The sequence below is a fragment of the Paraburkholderia sp. RL17-368-BIF-A genome, assembly GCF_046054045.1.
GTDB lineage: Bacteria > Pseudomonadota > Gammaproteobacteria > Burkholderiales > Burkholderiaceae > Paraburkholderia > Paraburkholderia graminis.
This window is the reverse complement of sequence record NZ_JARESN010000002.1, coordinates 474,467-494,173: the sequence shown is the minus strand read 5'-3', so window position 1 is coordinate 494,173 and position 19,707 is coordinate 474,467. Positions and strand designations below refer to the sequence as shown.

17 protein-coding genes and 1 riboswitch are annotated in these 19,707 nt (G+C 66.6%); of the genes, 9 read left to right on the top strand and 8 right to left on the bottom strand.

Annotated features, from left to right (window positions below):
* Positions 1 to 91: 91 nt before the first annotated feature.
* From P0D87_RS05265 to P0D87_RS05250, 4 genes are all read left to right on the top strand, one after another.
* Entirely contained in the window at positions 92 to 475 is a 384-nt protein-coding gene (locus P0D87_RS05265; protein ID WP_053860706.1) for a CidA/LrgA family protein, read from the top strand.
* A complete protein-coding gene (locus P0D87_RS05260) occupies positions 472 to 1,212 on the top strand; it encodes an LrgB family protein (RefSeq protein WP_053859147.1) in 741 nt (246 codons plus the stop codon). The genes P0D87_RS05265 and P0D87_RS05260 overlap by 4 nt, the downstream gene beginning before the upstream one ends.
* 331 nt (positions 1,213 to 1,543) lie before the next feature.
* On the top strand, positions 1,544 to 3,247 hold the full coding sequence (gene treA, locus P0D87_RS05255) for an alpha,alpha-trehalase TreA (RefSeq protein WP_053859148.1): 1,704 nt from the start codon (positions 1,544 to 1,546) through the stop codon (positions 3,245 to 3,247).
* Positions 3,248 to 3,382: 135 nt separating this feature from the next.
* Positions 3,383 to 3,973: an alpha-ketoglutarate-dependent dioxygenase AlkB gene (locus tag P0D87_RS05250; protein ID WP_006047022.1), complete on the top strand. Its 591-nt coding sequence runs from the start codon at positions 3,383 to 3,385 to the stop codon at positions 3,971 to 3,973.
* A 45-nt stretch (positions 3,974 to 4,018) separates the two neighbouring features.
* On the opposite strand, the gene P0D87_RS05245 is transcribed toward P0D87_RS05250, so the two are convergent.
* Positions 4,019 to 4,654 (bottom strand): carbonic anhydrase, encoded by a 636-nt coding sequence (locus tag P0D87_RS05245; protein WP_006047021.1) that lies wholly within the window; start codon positions 4,652 to 4,654, stop codon positions 4,019 to 4,021.
* Positions 4,655 to 4,875: 221 nt separating this feature from the next.
* Entirely contained in the window at positions 4,876 to 5,148 is a 273-nt protein-coding gene (locus P0D87_RS05240) for a DUF1488 family protein (RefSeq protein WP_006047020.1), read from the bottom strand.
* A 226-nt stretch (positions 5,149 to 5,374) separates the two neighbouring features.
* Between P0D87_RS05240 and P0D87_RS05235 the strand changes: the two genes are divergently transcribed.
* A complete protein-coding gene (locus tag P0D87_RS05235) occupies positions 5,375 to 6,868 on the top strand; it encodes an MDR family MFS transporter (protein ID WP_053859149.1) in 1,494 nt (497 codons plus the stop codon).
* Between the two features lie 68 nt (positions 6,869 to 6,936).
* Here the strand turns inward: P0D87_RS05235 and cobM are convergent, their stop codons facing one another.
* From cobM to P0D87_RS05215, 4 genes are read right to left on the bottom strand one after another with little or no spacing between them, the layout of a single operon-like run.
* Positions 6,937 to 7,662, bottom strand: coding sequence for a precorrin-4 C(11)-methyltransferase (gene cobM / locus P0D87_RS05230; RefSeq protein ID WP_029970563.1), 726 nt, complete (start codon positions 7,660 to 7,662; stop codon positions 6,937 to 6,939).
* A 28-nt stretch (positions 7,663 to 7,690) separates the two neighbouring features.
* Positions 7,691 to 8,413 (bottom strand): cobalt-precorrin-6A reductase, encoded by a 723-nt coding sequence (locus P0D87_RS05225; RefSeq protein WP_053859150.1) that lies wholly within the window; start codon positions 8,411 to 8,413, stop codon positions 7,691 to 7,693.
* Positions 8,410 to 9,498, bottom strand: a complete 1,089-nt coding sequence (locus P0D87_RS05220) for a cobalt-precorrin-5B (C(1))-methyltransferase (protein WP_053859151.1) — start codon at positions 9,496 to 9,498, stop codon at positions 8,410 to 8,412. The genes P0D87_RS05225 and P0D87_RS05220 overlap by 4 nt, the downstream gene beginning before the upstream one ends.
* Before the next feature lie 5 nt (positions 9,499 to 9,503).
* Entirely contained in the window at positions 9,504 to 10,754 is a 1,251-nt protein-coding gene (locus tag P0D87_RS05215; RefSeq protein ID WP_053859152.1) for a bifunctional cobalt-precorrin-7 (C(5))-methyltransferase/cobalt-precorrin-6B (C(15))-methyltransferase, read from the bottom strand.
* Positions 10,755 to 10,838: 84 nt separating this feature from the next.
* Positions 10,839 to 11,029: riboswitch (cobalamin riboswitch) on the top strand.
* A gap of 83 nt (positions 11,030 to 11,112) precedes the next feature.
* Between P0D87_RS05215 and cobG the strand changes: the two genes are divergently transcribed.
* Genes cobG through cobJ form a run of 4 tightly spaced genes read left to right on the top strand, consistent with a single transcriptional unit; the run spans position 11,113 to position 15,689 of the window.
* Positions 11,113 to 12,624 (top strand): precorrin-3B synthase, encoded by a 1,512-nt coding sequence (gene cobG / locus P0D87_RS05210; RefSeq protein WP_321175858.1) that lies wholly within the window; start codon positions 11,113 to 11,115, stop codon positions 12,622 to 12,624.
* Positions 12,617 to 13,243 carry a precorrin-8X methylmutase gene (locus P0D87_RS05205; RefSeq protein ID WP_053859154.1) on the top strand — a complete coding sequence of 209 codons (627 nt, stop codon included), beginning with the start codon at positions 12,617 to 12,619 and terminating at the stop codon, positions 13,241 to 13,243. Before cobG ends, P0D87_RS05205 begins: the two co-directional genes overlap by 8 nt.
* Positions 13,240 to 13,983 (top strand): precorrin-2 C(20)-methyltransferase, encoded by a 744-nt coding sequence (locus tag P0D87_RS05200; protein ID WP_029970557.1) that lies wholly within the window; start codon positions 13,240 to 13,242, stop codon positions 13,981 to 13,983. Before P0D87_RS05205 ends, P0D87_RS05200 begins: the two co-directional genes overlap by 4 nt.
* Positions 13,980 to 15,689 carry a precorrin-3B C(17)-methyltransferase gene (gene cobJ, locus P0D87_RS05195; protein WP_082367080.1) on the top strand — a complete coding sequence of 570 codons (1,710 nt, stop codon included), beginning with the start codon at positions 13,980 to 13,982 and terminating at the stop codon, positions 15,687 to 15,689. The genes P0D87_RS05200 and cobJ overlap by 4 nt, the downstream gene beginning before the upstream one ends.
* Positions 15,690 to 15,720: 31 nt before the next feature.
* Here the strand turns inward: cobJ and P0D87_RS05190 are convergent, their stop codons facing one another.
* Both P0D87_RS05190 and P0D87_RS05185 read right to left on the bottom strand, forming a co-directional pair.
* Positions 15,721 to 18,345, bottom strand: coding sequence for an AAA family ATPase (locus tag P0D87_RS05190; RefSeq protein ID WP_053859156.1), 2,625 nt, complete (start codon positions 18,343 to 18,345; stop codon positions 15,721 to 15,723).
* Entirely contained in the window at positions 18,342 to 19,484 is a 1,143-nt protein-coding gene (locus P0D87_RS05185; protein ID WP_053860707.1) for a metallophosphoesterase family protein, read from the bottom strand. The genes P0D87_RS05190 and P0D87_RS05185 overlap by 4 nt, the downstream gene beginning before the upstream one ends.
* Positions 19,485 to 19,707: the final 223 nt, after the last annotated feature.

Sequence of the window (19,707 nt, the reverse complement as noted above, 5' to 3'; positions counted from 1 at the left end):
CGAGACTCGCGGCAATGCGCTCGCGCGAACCACGAAATTATCGGCATGGTACACAATGGCCGCATTTCCGTTTTGTGCGCTGGAGATCGACATGCTGGGAGCGCTCGCCGCCCTGCTTCTATTTCAATGCCTTGGAGAAGGCGTGTCTTACGTATTCCATTTGCCGGTGCCCGGCCCGGTGATCGGCATGCTGTTGCTGTTCGGCTTCATCATGATGCGCCCACAAACGGCGGACGCAATCGAGCCGACCGCGCTCGAATTGCTGCGGCATCTGTCGCTGCTGTTCGTGCCTGCGGGCGTCGGCATCATGGTGTCGGCAAGCCGCATTCGCGGCGATGCCGTTGCGGTGATCGTCTCGATTGCCGTCAGCACGACGCTCGCGATTGCGGTCGCCGCGCTCGTCACCCGCGCGTTGATGCGCCGGCAGCAGCGCCGGCAACCACACGATCGCGCCGATACGGAGGCCGCACAATGACCGCGTTACCCAAGCTGGGCGCGATCTGGGTCTATCTTGCGGCAAGCCCGCTGCTCGGCCTCACCATCACGTTGATCGCGTATCTGATCGCGCAGACGTTGTATGCGAAGGCGCGTTTCAATCCGCTCGCCAATCCGGTGTTGATCGCGGTCGCGCTGCTGGTCGCGGTGCTCGAGATCACGGGCACGCCGTACGCCACGTATTTCGAGGGCGCGCAGTTCGTGCACTTCCTGCTCGGTCCCGCGACGGTCGCGCTCGCGTTGCCGCTCTTTCGTCAGTGGCCGAAGCTGCGGCGCTATGCGTTGCCGCTGTTAGGCGGGCTCGTCGCCGGCTCGTTGACCGCGATCGTTTCGGCGATCGGCGTGGCCGCGCTGTTCGGCGCATCGCATCAAACGCTCGCGTCGCTCGCACCGAAATCCGCGACGACGCCGATCGCGATGGCCGTCGCGTCCGAAATCGGCGGGATTCCGTCGTTGACCGCAGTGCTCGTTATATCGACGGGCGTCTTCGGCGCGGTCTTCGCACGGGCCATCCTCAACGCGCTGAAGATCGCAGAACCCGAAGTGCGCGGTTTCGCACTCGGCATAGCGTCGCATGGCATCGGCACGGCGCGCGCCTTCCAGGTCAGCGAGCAGATGGGCGCGTTTGCAGGGCTCGGCATGGGGCTTAACGGCGTGTTCACCGCGTTCGTGGTTCCTGTGCTGATGCCGGTTGTTGCACGCTGGTTGGGTGTGTGAGCGAAGGTTTCTTTCATGCTTCAGAAACAGATTAGCCCGTGAATCAAGGGCTAATCTGAAACACGCCGGCGCGCTTAGCTCCGCATCGCGGACAGTAACGGCGTCGACTTAAGCATTAACTAATTCGCCATCCGAACTAATCAAAGAGCGCGGCCCGCACGCACTCCCGACACCTCATCAGAACGCTGCCCGCCCATTCGTCCCGCATAGTTTGAAGCGCCGTCTGTTTTATGCCATGCTAGCCACGCCCCAAAAGGATCATCACGGCTAGTCATCAAAAGAGAGGGCGTGAGAGGCGACCAATCCTGTTGTCCATTCCTCAGGAGGAGACATGATTGTGTCATCGCAAGCGCGCAGCATTCGCTGTGCCGGACGCGCGCCCGGCGTCGCCGGTTTCCCCGCTTTTTTATCGCAGCCTTCCCTTCCCGCCGCGCGGTTCAAGTACCTGCATCGCGCGGCCGCCGTGTCGAGCTTCGCTTTCCTAATCGGACTGTCGTCCGTCTGTCACGCCGACACGCAGGTCGGCGGCACGTTGCCGCCCGCGCCGGACATACTCTATGGCGACCTGTTCGTGGCCGTGCAAACGGCGCAGATCTATCCGGACCAGAAGACCTTCGTCGATGCAACGCCGAATGCGGATCCCGCCGCAATCGTGCAGCTTTATCACCAGCAGAGGAGCAAGCCCGGCTTCTCGCTCGCGAACTTCGTGAATCAGTACTTCACGCCGCCGAGCGAGCCGGTCATCACGCCGCCCGCGAATCAGACGCTGCGTGAGCACATCAACTGGCTGTGGCCCGCGCTCACACGCACGACCATGAGCGCGCCGCCGAACAGCTCGCTGATTCCCTTGCCGAAGCCATACGTGGTGCCCGGCGGACGCTTTCGCGAAGGCTACTACTGGGACACCTACTTCACGATGCTGGGCCTTCAGGAAGCGGGCCGCGAAGATCTCGTCGACAACATGCTCGACAACTTCGCGTACATGATCGACACGTTCGGCCATATTCCCAACGGCAATCGCACGTACTACCTCGACCGCTCGCAGCCACCCTTCTTCTCGCATATGGTCGAACTCGCGGCCAAGGTGGAAGGACGCGGCGTCTATCAGAAGTACCTGCCGGCGCTGCGCAAGGAATACGGCTACTGGATGCAGGGCGAAAGCTCGACGCCGGCCGGATCGGCGACGCGCAACGTGGTCGTGATGCCCGATCGCACGGTGCTGAACCGCTACTGGGACGAGCTCGACACGCCTCGCGACGAGTCTTATCTTGAGGACATTCAGACCGCGCAAAAGGCGACCGGGCGCAATCCGAACGACGTCTACCGCGAACTGCGCGCCACCGCCGAAAGCGGCTGGGATTTCAGCTCGCGCTGGTTCGGCGACAACATGACGCTCGCGACGGTGCGCACCACGTCGATCATCCCCGTCGATCTCAACAGCCTGATGTTCCACCTGGAGATCACCATCGCGAAGGGCTGCGGCGAGACGCGCGATTTCCGCTGTGTCGGCGAATTCGCGGGACGCGCGGCGAAGCGCGCGCTCGGCATCAATCGCTACTTGTGGAACGCGAACGGCTACTACGGCGACTATGACTGGCAACTCGCCAAACCGCGCGACAACAAAACCGCGGCGATGGTGTTCCCGCTGTTCGTCGGCGCCGCGTGGCCGGATCGCGCGAAAAAGACCGCGCAGCAGGTGCAATCGACGTTGTTGCAACCAGGCGGCCTCGTCACGACGACCTACAACACCACGCAGCAGTGGGATGCGCCGAACGGCTGGGCGCCGTTGCACTGGGTCGCGATCCAGGGCTTGAAGCGCTATGGCCAGGACGCGCTCGCGCAGCAGATCGGCACGCGCTTTCTCGCCGACGTGAAAGGCGTCTATGCGTCGGACAAGAAGCTCGTCGAGAAATACGTAGTGGAAGGCGCGGGCACTGGCGGTGGCGGCGGAGGCGAATATCCGCTTCAGGACGGCTTTGGCTGGACGAACGGCGTGACGCTGAAACTGCTGGACCTGTATAGCCCCGGCGAGTGAGTTCGCCGCGGCGCGAGGAGACCAGAGGCTGGCGGCAGACTCCCGGGACGTAGAAACACTGTATAAAAACACAGTATAATGACACGCATGAACCCGTCATTTCCTGGCCGGGGCCTGCGCGCCCGGCGTTGAATCATGGTGTCCCAGCAAGGCCTGTTTGCCCCCGAGCCCGTTACCCTGTTTAGCGACAACGAAGGCGGAATGCGTTATCTGCCCGACCTGGTCCCGCTTGCGCTCGCGCAGCAGTGGTTCGGCGAGGCGCTGAAGAACATCGGCTGGAGCAGCCATCAGCGGATGATGTACGAGCGCGAGGTGGCCGTGCCTCGGCTGATCGCCACGTTCCTGCGCGAATCGGCGGACTTGCCGGCGCCGCTTGGCGAGGCGTTCGAAGCCGTGCGCTCGCTCGTCGGCGCGCCGTTTAACCGCGTGGGTCTGAACCTGTATCGCGACGAACACGACAGCGTCGCGCCGCACAGCGACAAGACGGCGAACCTGGTGCGCGGCGAGCCGATCGCGATCGTATCGCTCGGCGCTGCCCGTCGCATGACGATCCGCCCGAAGAAAGGCCCCGGCCGCGCGGTGCATGTCGACCTCGAGCCGGGTAGCTGTCTGGTGATGAGCTACGCGTCGCAGTTCACGCACGACCACGGCATTCCAAAGCTCGGCGAGCGCGTCGGGCCGCGTATCAGCCTGGCATTTCGCTGCTACAACGGGCCACGGGAGTAGGCACGCCTGCGCGCGCGCAAGCCCCCGCCCCCATCCCCCGCCCAATCACACGGCAAAAACGTCCGGATTTTCGAGCAAGGGCACAAACTTACCGCTGCGGCCATCGAGTGCAAGCATCACGCCGCTTTCAATCTGGAAGAGCCAGCCATGCAGTTGCAGCGTCTTGTTCGCGAGCCCGACCGCCACCGACGGATGCGTGCGGATATTAGCCAGTTGGGCCACCACGTTGTCCTTGACCAGCGCGTCGAGACGTTCCGCCGCCGACTCATAGGTGCGCGACGCATTGATCGCCTTCGCGGCATCGGCGTGACGCAGCCAGCCCGCCACCGCCGGCAGATGTTCGAGGTTGGTGTTGCTCGAGATCGCGGTCATCGCGCCGCAATTCGAGTGGCCGCATATCACGATGTCGCGTACGCCGAGCACCGCGACCGCATATTCGACGGTCGCCGACACGCCGCCCGGCTCGGGACCATACGAGGGCACGATATTGCCCGCGTTGCGAATCACGAACAGCGCGCCGGGTTCCGACTGCGTCAGCAGTTCGGGCACCACGCGGCTGTCCGAGCACGTCACGAAAAGCGCGCTCGGGCTTTGCGCGGCGGACAGGCGCTTGAACAAAGCGCTTTGCTGCGGAAACACGTCGCGTTGAAAGCGGATCAAGCCCTCGATGATTTCCTGCAAGATGTTCTCTCCGATAGTCGAAGGTTCGAAGTTGCGCGGCGCGCAGCGCACAGCCGCTACGGATTCGCGCGACTATACCGCGTTGCCGCGTTGCCACGCGATAGGCATGCGCCGCCGAGGCCGCCGCGTAACACGCCGCGCCAGTGCGGCCCGGCGTGTGTGTCCTTGCCGCGTCGTCGCGCCGTCAAAGCCGGCGCATGCCGGCCCCGGCTACGACGACCTCACGGCCCCGTCTTGTCGAAATCGCGCGTTTCGAGTTCCACCGATTGCCCGCCGTTTTTTTCGAGCACCCGCTTGGTGGCGTTTTCGATCTGCGCGCGGTTCGCCTCGAACGTGCCCACGAGATCGTGCGCCGACGGCCCGCCGTTGCCGAAATGGTCGTTGAGCGCGTCGAGCGATACGCTGCACCAGACGTCCTTTCCGTCGACATTGGCTTCGAAGGCGACGCGCGCAGCCGCCACCACTTCACGGCGTCCGGTGAATTCGATCCTCATAATGATCCTCCATGTGTCGAAAGAATTGCGGGAGTCGCAAGCGTTGTGCCATGACGGCACGCACCGCTTCACTGCAGCACTACGCTGCGAAGATTCCCTGCAAGGTGCATACTCGCTTTCGGCCGCTCGAACGGCCACGCCGACGTCATAGCGCCGACCGCGCATCATGCATCAGCCAGGCGCCGCCCGGCAGACGCACCCACTATTCTGATACCAACTTCGCCCCATGTCCCGCCATCCGCAATCGTCGCGTCCTTTGGTCATTGCCGCCGTCATGGCTTCGATGGCGATGGTCGCCATCGAAGCCACCATCGTATCCACCGCCATGCCGCAGATCGTCGCACAACTCGGCGATCTGCATCTGTATAGCTGGGTCTTCTCGTCGTTCCTGCTCGCTCAAACGGCGATGACCGTCGTGTTCGGCAAGCTGGCCGATCTCTACGGCCGCAAGCCGATCATGCTGGCGGGCATCGCGATCTTTCTGATCGGCTCCGTGCTCGCGGGCTTCGCGTGGTCGATGCCGGCCATGATCGCATTCCGGCTGATTCAGGGCGTCGGCGCGGGCGCGATCCAGCCGGTCACGCTGACCATCGTCGCGGACCTGTATCCGGCGCGCGAACGCGGCAAGGTGCAAGGTTATCTCGCGAGCGTGTGGGCGATTTCGGCAGTCGTCGGGCCGATGGTCGGCGGCTTCATCATCCACAACATGTCGTGGGCGTGGATCTTCTGGATGAACGTGCCGATCGGCCTCGCCTCGGCTGCGGGCTTCATCGCTTTCCTGCGCGAGGGTGAGCGGCACGCGCGCCCTTCCATCGACTTCGCGGGCGCAGCGCTCTTCATGGCCGCCATCGCCGCGTTGATGACGGCGCTCACCTACGCGGGCGACGACGACCTCGCGCATGCGTCGATGGCCGGCGCGGCGTTCGTCGTGTGCCTGCTGCTGTTCGTCGCGCAAGAGCGCCGCGCCAGGGAGCCGATGATCTCGTTCGCACTGTGGAGCCGCCGCCCGATTGCCGCGTGCAACGGCGCGACCTTGCTCTCCGGCATGATCCTGATGGGCTCGACCACGTTCCTGCCGATGTACGTGCAAGGCGTGCTGAACCGCTCGCCCGTGATCGCCGGCCTTGCACTGACGATGATGATGGTCGGCTGGCCCGTCGGCGCCACGCTCGCTGCCAAGGTGTTTCACCGCATCGGCCTGCGGCGCATGCTGATCGCCGGCAGTGCGTTCATTCCGGTCGGCGCGGTGCTGCTGCTGTTTCTCGCGCCGGGCGGCTCGCCGCTCGTCGCCGCGTTCGGCTCGCTCATCATGGGCTTCGGCATGGGCACGTCGAGCGTCAGTTGCCTCATCCTGATCCAGGAAATCGTCAAGATGGAGGAGCGCGGCAGCGCGACGGCGTCGAACCTCTTCTCGCGTAATCTCGGCAGCACGCTCGGCGCGACGCTGTTCGGCGCGGTGCTCAACTTCGGGCTGAGTCATTCGGGAGGCAGCGCCGCCGTCAGGTCCGATCAACTGAAAAGCCTGCTGCAAAATCAGGCGGCGAATTTCGGCGGCGGCGACGCGATCCGCATGGTGCTGCATCAATCGCTGCACCTCACGTTCATGTCGATCTTCGCGATTGCGATTTTTGTGGTCGTGCTGCTGACGCTGGTGCCGGCGATCCACATCGGCGCGGAGAAAAAGATGCCGCTGGAGGCGCTGGCGCCGCTGGAAGATTGAGGCTTTGCGATGCGAGCTGCGCGACGGCAAGCCAACGCCGCCGCTTCGCGCCGCCCATGCGCAACGCGTCAGCCCTTCGCGTACAGCGTCGAGTCGGCAAACCCTTCAGCCGCGAGCACGTCGCCGACCAGAATCAACGCGGTGCGCTCGATCTGCGTCGACTGCACCTTGCCGAGAATATCGTCGAGCGTACCGGTGATCTTTTCTTCGTCCGGCCAGCTCGCGCGATAGATCACCGCGATCGGACATGCGCCGCCGTAATGCGGCCGCAATTCGTCGACGATACGCGCAAGGTGCCGCACGCCCAGGTGAATCGCCATCGTCGCACGATGCCGCGCGAGATCGGCAAGTTGCTCGCCTTCGGGCATCGCGGTTTTCGTCGCGTAGCGCGTGAGAATGAGCGTCTGCGAAACGCCGGGCAACGTCAGCTCGCAGCCGAGCGCGGCCGCGCTGGCAGCGGTCGCCGTCACGCCCGGCACGATCTCGTACGGAATCGCCAGTTCGCGCAGTCTGCGAATCTGTTCGCCGATCGCGCCATACAACGACGGGTCGCCCGAATGCACGCGCGCCACATCCTGGCCTTTATCGTGTGCGCGTTTCAGCAAGGCCACGATCTGATCGAGATCAAGCTCAGCGGTGTTGACGACATCGACCGCCGAATGTCCTTCGAGCACCGCAGCCGGTACGAGCGAACCGGCATACAGAATCACCGGACAACGGCGCACGAGGCGCTGCCCTTTCACCGTGATTAGTTCGGGGTCCCCAGGACCCGCGCCGATAAAAAACACCGTCATTCAAAGCTCCATGATTGATGCAGACCATTCAGTGCGACCGAGGCAACGCTTCGAGCAAACTGGCCGCGCTGTCAAACTCGCGATCCACCGCAGGCAATGACGGCCGGCGCAGCATCACAACCGGCAAGCGGCGCTCGCGTGCGACTTCGAGCTTCGCTTCGGTCGCGCTGCCGCCGCTATTCTTGCTGACGAGCACGTCGAAGCGTTGCAGCGCGAACAGCGCGCGTTCGCCTTCCAGTGTGAACGGTCCGCGCGCCGCGAGTATGCGAGCGCGTGCGGTATCCGCGTGCGAATCGAGGCAGCGCACGAACCAGAACTGATGCGCGGGAATCTCGTCGAGATGCGCGAGCGGTTCGCGTCCAAGCGTGAAGAGCGGCCGCGCGAATGGCGCCAGCGCCGCCGTGAGTTCGTCCCAGTCATCGACCATGCGCCAGTCGTCGCCGGCTTGCGGCTGCCAGGCGGGCCGGCGCAGCGCCCAGCACGGCACGCGCGCGGACCTGGCCGCCTGCGCCGCGTTCGCGCTAATTTGCGCCGCGTACGGATGCGTCGCGTCGATCACGAGGCCGATCGCCTCCTGTTCGATATAGCGCTGCATCCCTTCACTGCCGCCGAAGCCGCCCACGCGCACCGCGCAGCGCAGATCGTCGGGCACCTTGCCGAGTCCGGCGAGACTGTAGACATCGTGCGCGGCAAGCTGCCGCGCGATGTGCAACGCGTCGCCGGTGCCGCCGAGCAGCAGAACCCGCGTCATCGCGCCGCTCCGATCAGATTGCCCTGGCGGTCGATCGCGAATGTCTCGACGCTCACCTGCGGCGGCACGATCTCGCGCGCCACGCGAAGCGCATGTTCACAGACGATGTCGGCAAGCGGCACCTGTTGCGCATGCGCGAGCGCGACGGCCTGCTGACTCGTGTTGGCCGCGCGAATCGCGGCCTGCAACGCGTCGTCGGCGCCGTGTTCGGCGGCCCATACGGCGAGCCGTTCAAGGTCGATGCTCGAGTTGCGGCTATGCAGATCGAGGTGGCCCGCCGCGAGCTTGCTCAGCTTGCCGAAGCCGCCGCAAATGCTCAGCCGCTCGACCGGCGCGCGCTTCATATGCTTGAGCACCGCGCCGACGAAATCGCCCATTTCGATCAACGCGATGTCGGGCAAGCCGTAATGCGCGCGCATCGCGTCTTCGCTGGCGTTGCCGGTGCAGGCGGCGACATGCGTATAGCCGTTCGCGCGCGCGACGTCGATGCCTTGATGAATCGACGCGATATACGCCGAGCACGAGAACGGGCGCACGATGCCGGTCGTGCCCAGAATCGACAGCCCGCCGAGAATGCCGAGCCGCGGGTTCATCGTCTTGAGCGCGAGCGCTTCGCCGCCCTCGACGCCGATCGTCACTTCGAAGCCGCCGCGATAGCCGTGCTCGGCGGCGAGTTCGGCGAGGTGCGCGGTCATCATCTGACGCGGCACGGGGTTGATCGCCGGCTCGCCGACCGCGAGCGTCAGACCGGCGCGCGTGACGGTGCCCACGCCCGGTCCGGCGCGAAACACCACGCCCGCTTCCGCGACGAGGCGCACGCGCGCGAACACCACGGCGCCGTGCGTGACGTCGGGATCGTCGCCGGCGTCCTTGATCGTGCCGGCCTCGGCGCCGTCGTCGGTCAGGCGGCAGAACACGAGCGGCATCGGCACATGCTGGCCCTTCGGCAACACGATTTCGGCGATGTCGCTGACCACGCCCGCGAGCAGCAGACGCGCCGCCGCCAGCGACGTCGCGGTGGCGCAACTGCCGGTCGTGTAGCCGCTGCGCAGCGGCGCGGGTTGTTCGGGGGTCTCGTCGCGCATCGCGGTCAGGCGGAGCGTTCGGGCTGTGGGCGGCTTGCGGCGCGCTCGTCGCCGCAGGGCTTCACCACATCGAGCAAGGTGATCGGCAGCGCCTGCCGCCACGTATCGAATCCGCCGAGCGGTTGTGCATCGGCAAGCGCGATGCGCGTCAGCGTGCCGCCATGCTGTTCGCGCCATGCGGCAAGCGCCGCCTCGCCTTGCAACGTCACCGCGTTGGCGACCAGCCGGCCGCCGTCGCGCAGACTCGCCCAGCACGCGTCGAGTACACCCGGCACCGTCACGCCGCCGCCGATGAACACCGCATCCGGCGTCGGCAGCCCGTCGAGTGCTTCAGGCGCGCGGCCCGCGACGAGTTGCAGCCCCGGCACGCCCAACGCATCGCGATTGTGTTCGATAAAGCGCTGCCGCTCCGCGTGCGCTTCAATGGCAATCGCGCGGCAAGCCGGATGCGCGCGCATCCATTCGATGCCAATCGAGCCGCTGCCCGCGCCCACGTCCCACAGCAATTCGCCGGGCGTCGGGGCGAGGCGCGCGAGCGTGATCGCGCGCACATCGCGTTTGGTCAACTGGCCGTCGTGGCGAAACGCGTCGTCGGGCAAGCCGCAAGTGAGCGGCAGACGCGGCGCGCCATCCGTCGCGCGGCATTCGAGCGCGATCAGGTTCAGCGCGGCAACGTCGCGCGCGGACCACTGATCCGCGCGGCCGTCGATGCGCCGCTCCGCGTCGCCGCCGAGATGTTCGAGCACGGTCATGCGCGTCGCGCCGAAGCCGCGCGCGTTCAGCAGCGCAGCGAGCGCCGCGGGCGTGCCGCCGTCCGCGCTCAACACGAACACGCGCGCGCCGTCATGCAGATGCGCGTTCAGCGTCGGCTGCGGCCGGCCGACCAGCGACACGACGGCCGCATCCTGCAACGGCCAGCCAAGCCGGGCGGCGGCCAGCGACAACGACGAAGGTGCGGGCAGCACGCGCAACTCGTCGGCCGGCAACTGCCTGGCCAGCGTCGCGCCGACGCCGAACAGCATCGGATCGCCGCTCGCCAGCACGCAGACGGAGCGGCCGCGCTCGGCGAGCAACGGCGCGAGATCGAACGGACGCGGCCACGCGGCGCGGCGCGCGGCAAGCCGCGCCGGCAGCATCGACAGATGACGCTCGCCGCCGTAAATCGCCGACGCCTCCAGCAACGCACGCCGCGCGGGCCGTCCCAAACCGGCGAAGCCGTCGTCGCCGATGCCCACTACCGTCAGCCACGCCGGCATGCATCCTTCCTCATGATGTCTCTCAAAACAATGCGCTGCGCCACGCCGGTCAAAGCGTCCAGCCTCGTTGTGCTATCCGAAAAAAGGCATAATACAGCCGCCGGTGCCCTTCGGGGCCTAAGAGGGAACACAGCGGGGAAACCATCGCCGCTGCGGCTGCCCCCGCAACTGTATGCAGCGAGTCCGCCTGCGCTAAGCGCCACTGGTTCGACCGGGAAGGCCGCGGCGGACGACGACCTGCGAGCCAGGAGACCTGCCGGCGAGACTGTTCGTGCCAGCCAACATCGGGCGGGGTGTACCGATGCCGCAGCCAAGCCGCTTTATCGCTTGCTCGGGCCGTCGCGCGACGCTAACCGCGGTGTCCGTCTTGAATCGAGCTTCTCCCTCCTCCACTGTATTGCCTGACGCGGCTTTCGCGCTGCGGCCCTCGGCGTGTCCGGGGCTCGCGCGGATCGTCGCCGCGCGCGACGGCGGCATCTGCCGGATCAAGCTGCCGGGCGGCGAGCTGAGCGCGGCTCAGGCCCACGCGATCGCGGATGCGAGCACGCGGCACGCGGCGGGCGTGATCGAGTTGACGAACCGCGCGAATCTGCAACTGCGCGGCGTTCGTGGCGGCGAGGAAGCGGCGTTGATTGCGGCGTTGGTCGATGCGGGGCTTGGGCCTTTGGCGGAGGCTGGTGCTGATGCTCCCGCCGAGGCCGATGCGAACTCTGCCGCCGCCCTCACCGCTTCAGCCGCCGACGACATCCGCAATGTGATGATCAGCCCTGCCGCGGGGCGCGACCGTTCTGCGCTTTTCGACACAAGGCCGCTTTGCACGACTTTGCTCGCGCTCTTGCAAAGCGACGCGCGTTTCGCGGCGCTGTCGCCGAAATTCGCGCTGCTCGTCGACGGCGGCGAGCGTCTTGCGCGGCTCGATCATCCGCATGACGTGTGGCTCGCGGCATCGCAGGGTGGTTCCGGCGAGATCCGCTTCGTGTTCGGCCTCGCCGGTTGTCCACCGGTTGCTGCGACGAATTCGGCGACGATTCATGCAGGCGCACTCGCCGCCGTGCTGCCGTCGCAAGTTCCGGCGCTGGTGCGGGCGCTGCTGCATACGTTTCTCGATCTCGCCGCCGACTCCGACACGACCCGCATGCGTCACCTGCTCGCCGAACATTCCGCCGACGCAATCCTGCGACACGCGCAAACCTACGTCGATTTCCCGTTGGCACGCGACGCAGCGCTCGCCGAGTGGCAGCGCAGCACGCCCGCCGATGCCACGCTGCGCGTCGGCGCTCACGCCCAGCGTATCGCGGGAACGTGGCACGTCGGCGGTCAACCGCTGCTCGGCCGCATCGACGCAACCGCGCTGCATGGCCTCGCTTCGCTGGCGCGGCAACACGCGAACGGCGCGCTACGCATCACGCCGTGGCAAAGCGTTCTGCTGCCCGACATCGCCACACATGCCGTGCCCGCCGTGCTTACCGCGCTAAAAACGCTCGGCTTTGCGTGCGACCTGGACGACCCCGCTTCACGCCTCATCGCGTGCGCCGGTTCCACCGGCTGTGCAAAAAGTCTCGCGGATACCAAAGCCGACGCGCTCGCGCTCGCCGCGCGCCTGCCCGCGGGCGTCGACGTGCACCTGAGCGGCTGCCCGCGCTCCTGCGCCGCCGCGCATTGCGCGCCGTTCACGCTGCTTGCCGCGGCGCCCGGCCTCTACGATCTTTACCGGCGCGACGCACAGCCGGGTTTCGGCGAATGCGTCGCGCGCCGACTGACGATCGCACAAGCCGCCGACACCCTCGCGCAACTCGCCCAAGCCGGACAGACGCACGCCCAGGACGCACGACCAGAATGCCCGACTCAAATGAGTGATACCGATGCTTGATTACATTCGCGACGGTCAGGAGATCTATCGCCAATCCTTCGCGACGATCCGCGCCGAAGCCGATCTGTCGCGCATCCCCGCCGACCTCGAAAAGCTCGCGGTGCGCGTGATCCACGCGTGCGGGATGGTCGACGTGATCGGCGATCTCGCGTTCTCGCCGAATGCCGGCACGGAGGGGCGCCTCGCGCTCGCGCAAGGTGCGCCGATTCTCTGCGACGCCGGCATGGTCGCGCAAGGCATCACGCGCGCGCGCCTGCCCGCGAACAACGACGTGATCTGCACGCTCACGCACGAAGACGTGCCCGACCTCGCGCGCGAACTCGGCAACACGCGCTCGGCCGCCGCGCTCGAATTGTGGCGTCCGCGTCTTGCGGGCAGCGTCGTCGTGATCGGCAATGCGCCGACCGCGCTGTTTCATCTGCTCGACATGCTCGATGCCGGCGCGCCGAAACCCGCGCTGATTCTCGGCTTTCCGGTCGGCTTCGTCGGCGCGGCCGAATCGAAAGCCATGCTCGCGGGCGACAGCCGCGGCGTGCCGTATGTCGTCGTGCATGGCCGCCGCGGCGGCAGCGCGATGGCCGCCGCCGCGGTCAACGCGCTGGCGACGGAGGTCGAATGACCGCCGCGCCGCAACGTGCAGGGCGTCTCTTCGGACTCGGCGTGGGTCCGGGCGATCCCGAACTCATCACGCTCAAAGCACTGCGTCTCCTGAAGGCCGCGCCGGTGGTCGCGTACTTCGTCGCGAAGGGCAAGAAGGGCAACGCGTTCAGCATCATCGAGGCGCATTTGCACGACGCGCAGCAGCATCTGCCGCTCGTCTATCCCGTGACGACCGAGGCGCTCGAGCCGCCGCTTTCGTACGAAGCGATCATCGCGGACTTCTACGACACGGCCGCGCAGATCGTCGGCGGACATCTGGACGCGGGGCGCGACGTCGCGGTGATCTGCGAAGGCGATCCGTTTTTCTACGGCTCGTATATGTATCTGCACGACCGGCTCGCCGCGCGCTACGAGAGCGAGGTCGTGCCGGGCGTGTGCTCGATGCTCGGCGGCGCGGCCGTGCTCGGGGCGCCGCTCGTCTATCGCAACCAGAGCCTGTCGGTGCTGTCGGGCGTGCTGCCCGAAGACGAACTGCGCCGCCGTCTCGCCGATGCCGACGCCGCCGTTGTGATGAAACTCGGCCGCAACTTCGACAAGGTGCGGCGCGTGCTCGGCGATCTCGGCCTCGCGCATCGCGCGTTGTACGTCGAGCGCGCGACGATGGGCAATCAGCGCATCGTGCCGCTCGCCGAAGTCGATCCGATGGCGTCGCCGTATTTCTCGCTGCTCGTCGTGCCGGGGGAAAAATGGCAAGGATGATGCCGCCCGCCATCGTCATTCTGGGCGTGGGCGCGTTGGACACGGCGCGGCGCATTCAGGCGCTCACGGCCGGTTCGCAGGTGCATGCGCTGCAAGGACGCGTGCAGGCCGATGTCGCTTACACAGAACTCGGCGCGCATCTGCGCGAGCTGTACGCGCGCGGCACGCCGATCATCGCGCTGTGCGCGGCCGGCATCGTGATTCGCTGCGTCGCGCCGCTCTTGTCGAACAAGGGCGCGGAGCCGCCGGTGCTGGCCGTCGCCGAAGACGGCAGCGCGGTCGTGCCGCTGCTCGGCGGCCTTGCCGGCGTCAACGTAATGGCGCGCGACATCGCGGCCGCGCTCGGTGTCTCGCCCGCCATCACGACGAGCGGAGAACTGCGGTTCGGCACCTGCGTGCTGAATCCGCCCGAAGGCTACGCGCTCGCCGATCCAGGCCAGGGCAAGCGCTTCGTGTCGGATCTGCTGGCGGGCGAAAGCACGCGCGTCGAAGGCGACGCGCCGTGGCTCGACGACGCGCAACTGCCGCGTTCCGCATCCGCGCGGCTCGCGATTCGCGTGACGCCGCACGCGTGGAATGGGCGCGAGGATGAGCTTGTGATTCATCCACGCAGCGTGGTTGCGGCGGTGGCGTTGGGAGAAGCGTCGGAGATTGTCGCTCGCGTGCGCGCTTCACTTGAGGCGCACGGGCTTGCTCCGCTTTCGCTCGCGGCGTTGGTGGCGTCGTCGGAAGATATGGCGCACGCGGCGTTGGCCGAAGCCGCCGCAAGCCTGAACGTGCCGCTGCGTTTTGTCGAACCTCGTTCCGCAGACGACCGCTCATCGGCGAGCGTGCTGCACACGCTCTTAAACGCCGCATTGCGCATCCCTTACGAAACGCTCAACGACGACCACGCCCAAGGCGTCGCGCTCGCCCTATCGCCTTTGGCCATCGATCCCCACACGATAGGCCGTGCGCGCGGCCGCCTAACGGTGATCGGCCTCGGCCCCGGCAGCGCCGATCTCATGGTGCCCGCCGCCCGGGACGCGCTCGACGAAGCCACCGACATCCTCGGCTACGAGACCTACGTGAAAATGGCCGGCCCGCTGCGCGCCGACCAGCGTGTGCACGCGACCGACAACCGCGAGGAAATGCAGCGCGCGCGCCATGCATTCGAACTCGCGAGCGAGGGACGCTCGGTGGTGATGGTGTCGTCCGGCGACCCCGGCGTGTTCGCGATGGCCGCGGCCGTGCTCGAAGCGCTCGACGCGTCGGACAACAACGCGTGGGCCGCCGTCGAACTCAGCATCGTGCCGGGCGTATCGGCCGCGCTCGCCACCGCCGCGCAAGCGGGTGCGCCGCTCGGCCATGACTTCTGCATGCTGTCGCTGTCGGACAATCTGAAGCCGTGGAGCATCATCGAAAACCGCTTGCGGCATGCAGCGCAAGCGGACCTCGTGATGGCGTTCTACAACCCGATTTCGCGCGCCCGTCCGTGGCAACTCGACAAGGCGCTCGACATCGTGCGTGAATACCGCGCGGCCGATACGCCGGTCGTGCTCGGACGCGACATCGGCAGACCGGGCGGCACGCTGCGCACGGTCACGCTGGCCGAACTGCATTCCGCCGATGTCGACATGCGCACGATGGTGATCGTCGGCTCGTCAACGACGCGCCGCTTTAGCAAAGGCGCGCAATGGGTCTATACGCCGCGCTGGTATCAATGAGCGCGGCCTGTAGAGCGTGTAGGAGCAAAAGTCACGCCGCCGCCTTGATATCGTCGATCGCGCGCTGCCTCACGCCCAGGTCGTCCCACAACTCGGGGTGACAGGTGAACACGAGTATCTGATGCCGCGACGCCGCGTCGATCAACGCCCGCTTGATCGCGTCGCGGCGAGCGGCGTCGGTATGCACGGCGGCATCGTCGAGCATGAGCAGCGTCGGCCGGCCCGACGCCTTCAATAGATCCGCGTACGCGAGCCGCGTGAGAATGCCGAGCTGTTCGCGCGTGCCGAAGCTCAACGCGTCGAGCGTATCGGCGCGGCCATAGCGGTCGAGCGTCGCGGGACTCAGATCGTCGCCGAGCGCAATCGTCGATTGCGGGAAAATCCGCTTCAGATAATGGCCGAGGCGCTCGGTCAACGGCGCGCGCAGTTGCGCGACCGCCGCATCGCGTTCGGCGACGAGCACTTCATCGAGCAGACTCAACGCACCGGCGCGCAAGCTCAATTCGTCCTTGCGGCGCGTGGCCTGCTCGATCTTTGCCTCGAGCGCGGCGAGCCGCTCGCCGAGTCCCGATGCGCCCACCGTCTCCAACTGGCTGCGCAAATGCGCAATGCGCACCTGGCGCTCATGCTGCTCCTGACGCGCAAGCTGCGCAGACGCGCGATAACGCTGCGCCTCGGCGGCGGGATCGTCCAGACGCGCGGCCTCGAGTTCGCGCTCGCGTCCTTCGCGCTGCTTCGTCAGCGCTTCGACCTGCACGCGCTGTTCGACAATCTTCGCCTGCCATTGCGCGCGGTTGCTGCAAAACGCCGCGTCGCTCAATTGCGCTTCCTTGCGCTGCAATTGAAGCGCGAGCGATTCGGCCGTGGCAATGCCGGTCGAACGCTTTTCCGCGGCATCGTTCAACAGCTTGCGGGCGCTTTCCAACGCGGCGCGCGCAAGGTCCGCGTTGCGCCGCGCTTCGTCGAGCGGCAACGCCGACGAGACATCGGGCAAACTCGCGAGCCGTTCGTTCGCGGCCTGCAAGCGCGCGCTCGCCGAAGCCGACGCCGCGCGCAACGCGTCGATGCCGTGCGGCGCATGCGCGTCGAGCACCTTCGCGTGACTCGTCTGCTGCGCGACGAGCGCCTTCCACTGCTCATGCCTTTGTTCGGCTTGCGCGAGCGACGCCACGCCGAGCGCCTGCAACGACTGCGCGTGCTGCGCTTCGAGCGCCGCGAGTTCGGACAATCGCGCGGGCAAATCGGAGACGCCGGGAATCACGCGCAACTCGCCGAGTTCGCCGAGACCAATGCGCTTTTCTTCTTCCAGACGCAGCACGCCCTCGCCGCCGATCCGCGCATCGCCGACCGTAATCGATCCGTTCAACCGGTATTCGATACGCGTCATCGCCGCTTCGGTGCGCGCGCGCAGCACGGTCAACGACGCATCGAGCGAAGCCAGGCGCTTCAGTTTCGTCTCGTCGATTTCGAGCGCGGCCGCGGCGCGTGTCGCTTCGACAAGCGCTTCGTGCGCTTCGCTCGCCGCGCCGATCGCCGCTTCGAGCCGTTCGAGTTCGGCGCGATAAAGACCGATCTGGCTGCGCAAATCCGCGGCGCTCACCGCTGCGTTGGCCAGTTCGAGCGCGCGGTTGGCATCGGCCGAGGCTTGCTCCAGTTGCACGACGCGGCTCGACGCTTGCGCATGTTCGGTCTCGACGGCGGACACGTTGGCGCGCGCCGCGTCGAGTTGCTGACGATCGCGCGCGACGGCCGCCTCGAGTGCCACCGCGTCCTGTTCCTGCTGCATCGGCAGCGCGAGTTGCGCCTCGGCGACTTTGAGCGCCTGCACGAGATCCTGCACGCCGCGCTCGAGTTGCACGGCGGCATCGGCGCGCTGTTGCGCGAGCAGCGCCTTCTGCTCGTGAAGCTCCCAGGGCCGCTTGCGCTCGGCGTCGTCGAACGCTTCCTGCTGCGCGGCGAGACGCGCGATGTTTTCGTCGAACTGCTCGCGCTGCCGGACGAGATCGTCGCGCTCGGCGCTCAATGTGCTCAGCGCCGTTTCGGCTTCCGCGAGCGGACCGGTGGACTTCTGCGTGCGCGCGGTCAGCAATTGCCGAAGCTCGCGCTGCACGACGGCGATCAACGCGTCCTCTCCCGCCGATTCACGGCTGCCCGACAATTGCGACAACGCATCGCGCAGATACTGCGCCGCGTGTCCCGTCGAGTCGCGCATTTCCTGCGTGCCGCCCTGCTGCACCCACAGCAAGCCGGGCACGCCCGCGTTCTCGGCCTTCAGCGGACCGCGCGCGGCGCGCGAAAAGCCGAGCAAGGCCGCGAGCTTGTCTTCCGCTTCGTCCTCGCCGTACACGCTTTGGCCGATCTTCAGTTCGCAGCGCTGACGCGTGACGAACTGCTTCGACAGGCGGCATGCAACGCCGTCCAGATCGAAGCTCACTTCGACGGAAGGCTGCCCGCTCGCCTTGCCCCACGGCAACAAATCCTTCAGGTGCGAAGCCTTGTAACGTTCGAGGAACACCGCGCGCACGGCCTCGGCAATCGTGCTCTTGCCCGCTTCGTTCGGCCCCACAAAAAGATTGAGTCCGGGCTGAAGGTCGTCGATAAAAAGCCGTCCGGTGAACTGCTTGAATTCCTGTATCGCGATGCTTTGTAGCTTCATGCGGACCTCGCCTCACGCGGCAGTTCACGTTGAAAACGCGCCAGCAGCAATAACGCCTCGGCCGCGCGCCGGACCTGTTGCGGATCGGACTGCGGGTCTTCCTGCAGACCGCGCAGACGCGCGACCACTTTCGCCAGATAACCGCTCTGCGCGCCGAGTTCGGCGAGATCTTCGGTGGTGGGCAGCACTTGCAGCGCGCTCACGTCGACGCGCAATGCGCGCACGCGCGCGCGGGTTTCCTCGACGGCGACGTGGAGCGCTTCGGCATCGGCGAGCGCAGCCGTGCCGCGCACCGTGACGCGCAGCACGTCGCTGCCGCTCAGCGTGGCGAGGCGCGCCTTCAATGCGTCGACGTCGGTCGGCACGGAGATCGTTTCATCCCACCGATGCCACTGATACTGACCGACCCGCACGGCCTCCACCACGGCTCGCGCGCCCGGCTCGCTCAAGCTCACATCGAGCACGAAGCCCGGATCGTTCGCGCGAAAACGGTCCTGCTCGTGCGTGCCCGCGTACCACGTGCGATCGTCGACGCGAAGGTGGCCATGCCAGTCGCCGAGCGCCAGATAGTCGAGGCGCGCGCTCGCGGCGCGCGTCGGCGAAATGGGATTGGACGAGTCGATGCCTTCCTGCAGGATGCCGCTCACGCTGCCGTGCGCGAGGCCGACGCGGTGATAACCCGGCGGCGTTTCGACGTTATCGAAGAAGCCGGTGGTGTCGTCGTAAGTGATGCGTTGCGTGAGCGGCGCGCACAGGAGCGCGCAGCGGCATGCGTCGAGCAACACGACGCCAGGCTCGAGCACGATGCGCACGTTCGGCGGCACGCAGTTCAGGCGCTGCGCGCGCGTCCATACGCTTTCGACGAGCGCCGCGTCGTGATTGCCTGGCAGCATGATCCACGGACCGGCGAACGCCTGCAGCGCGGCGAACAGACGCCGGATCACCGTGTCGGACACGGTTTGCAGATCGAATACGTCGCCGGCCACGAGCACGGCGTCGACCTTGCGCGCGGTGGCTTCGTCCGCGATGCGGCGCACCGTGTCGAAGCGCGCCTGCGCGAGATGCGCGGCCTCGTCCGGCTCGAACTGGCCGAACTGCGTGCCGATCTGCCAGTCCGCGGTGTGCAGAAACCTGATCACTGTGCCTCCATTGCATTCGATTGCGTTGCCGCATGGCGCGCGCGATTCGACTCGGCGCATCGCCGCGGCGGTTCAACCGTGCATGTTACCGCGCCGACGCGTCGAAAGAGCCGTATGTGCTTCCCATATCGCTCGGGCTTCGTCACCTCACATCGCCTCGCATGGCCCCGCCCCGCCCCTCACGGCGCTAAACTCGCGTTTCCAGACCCGGGCTCTCTCGCCG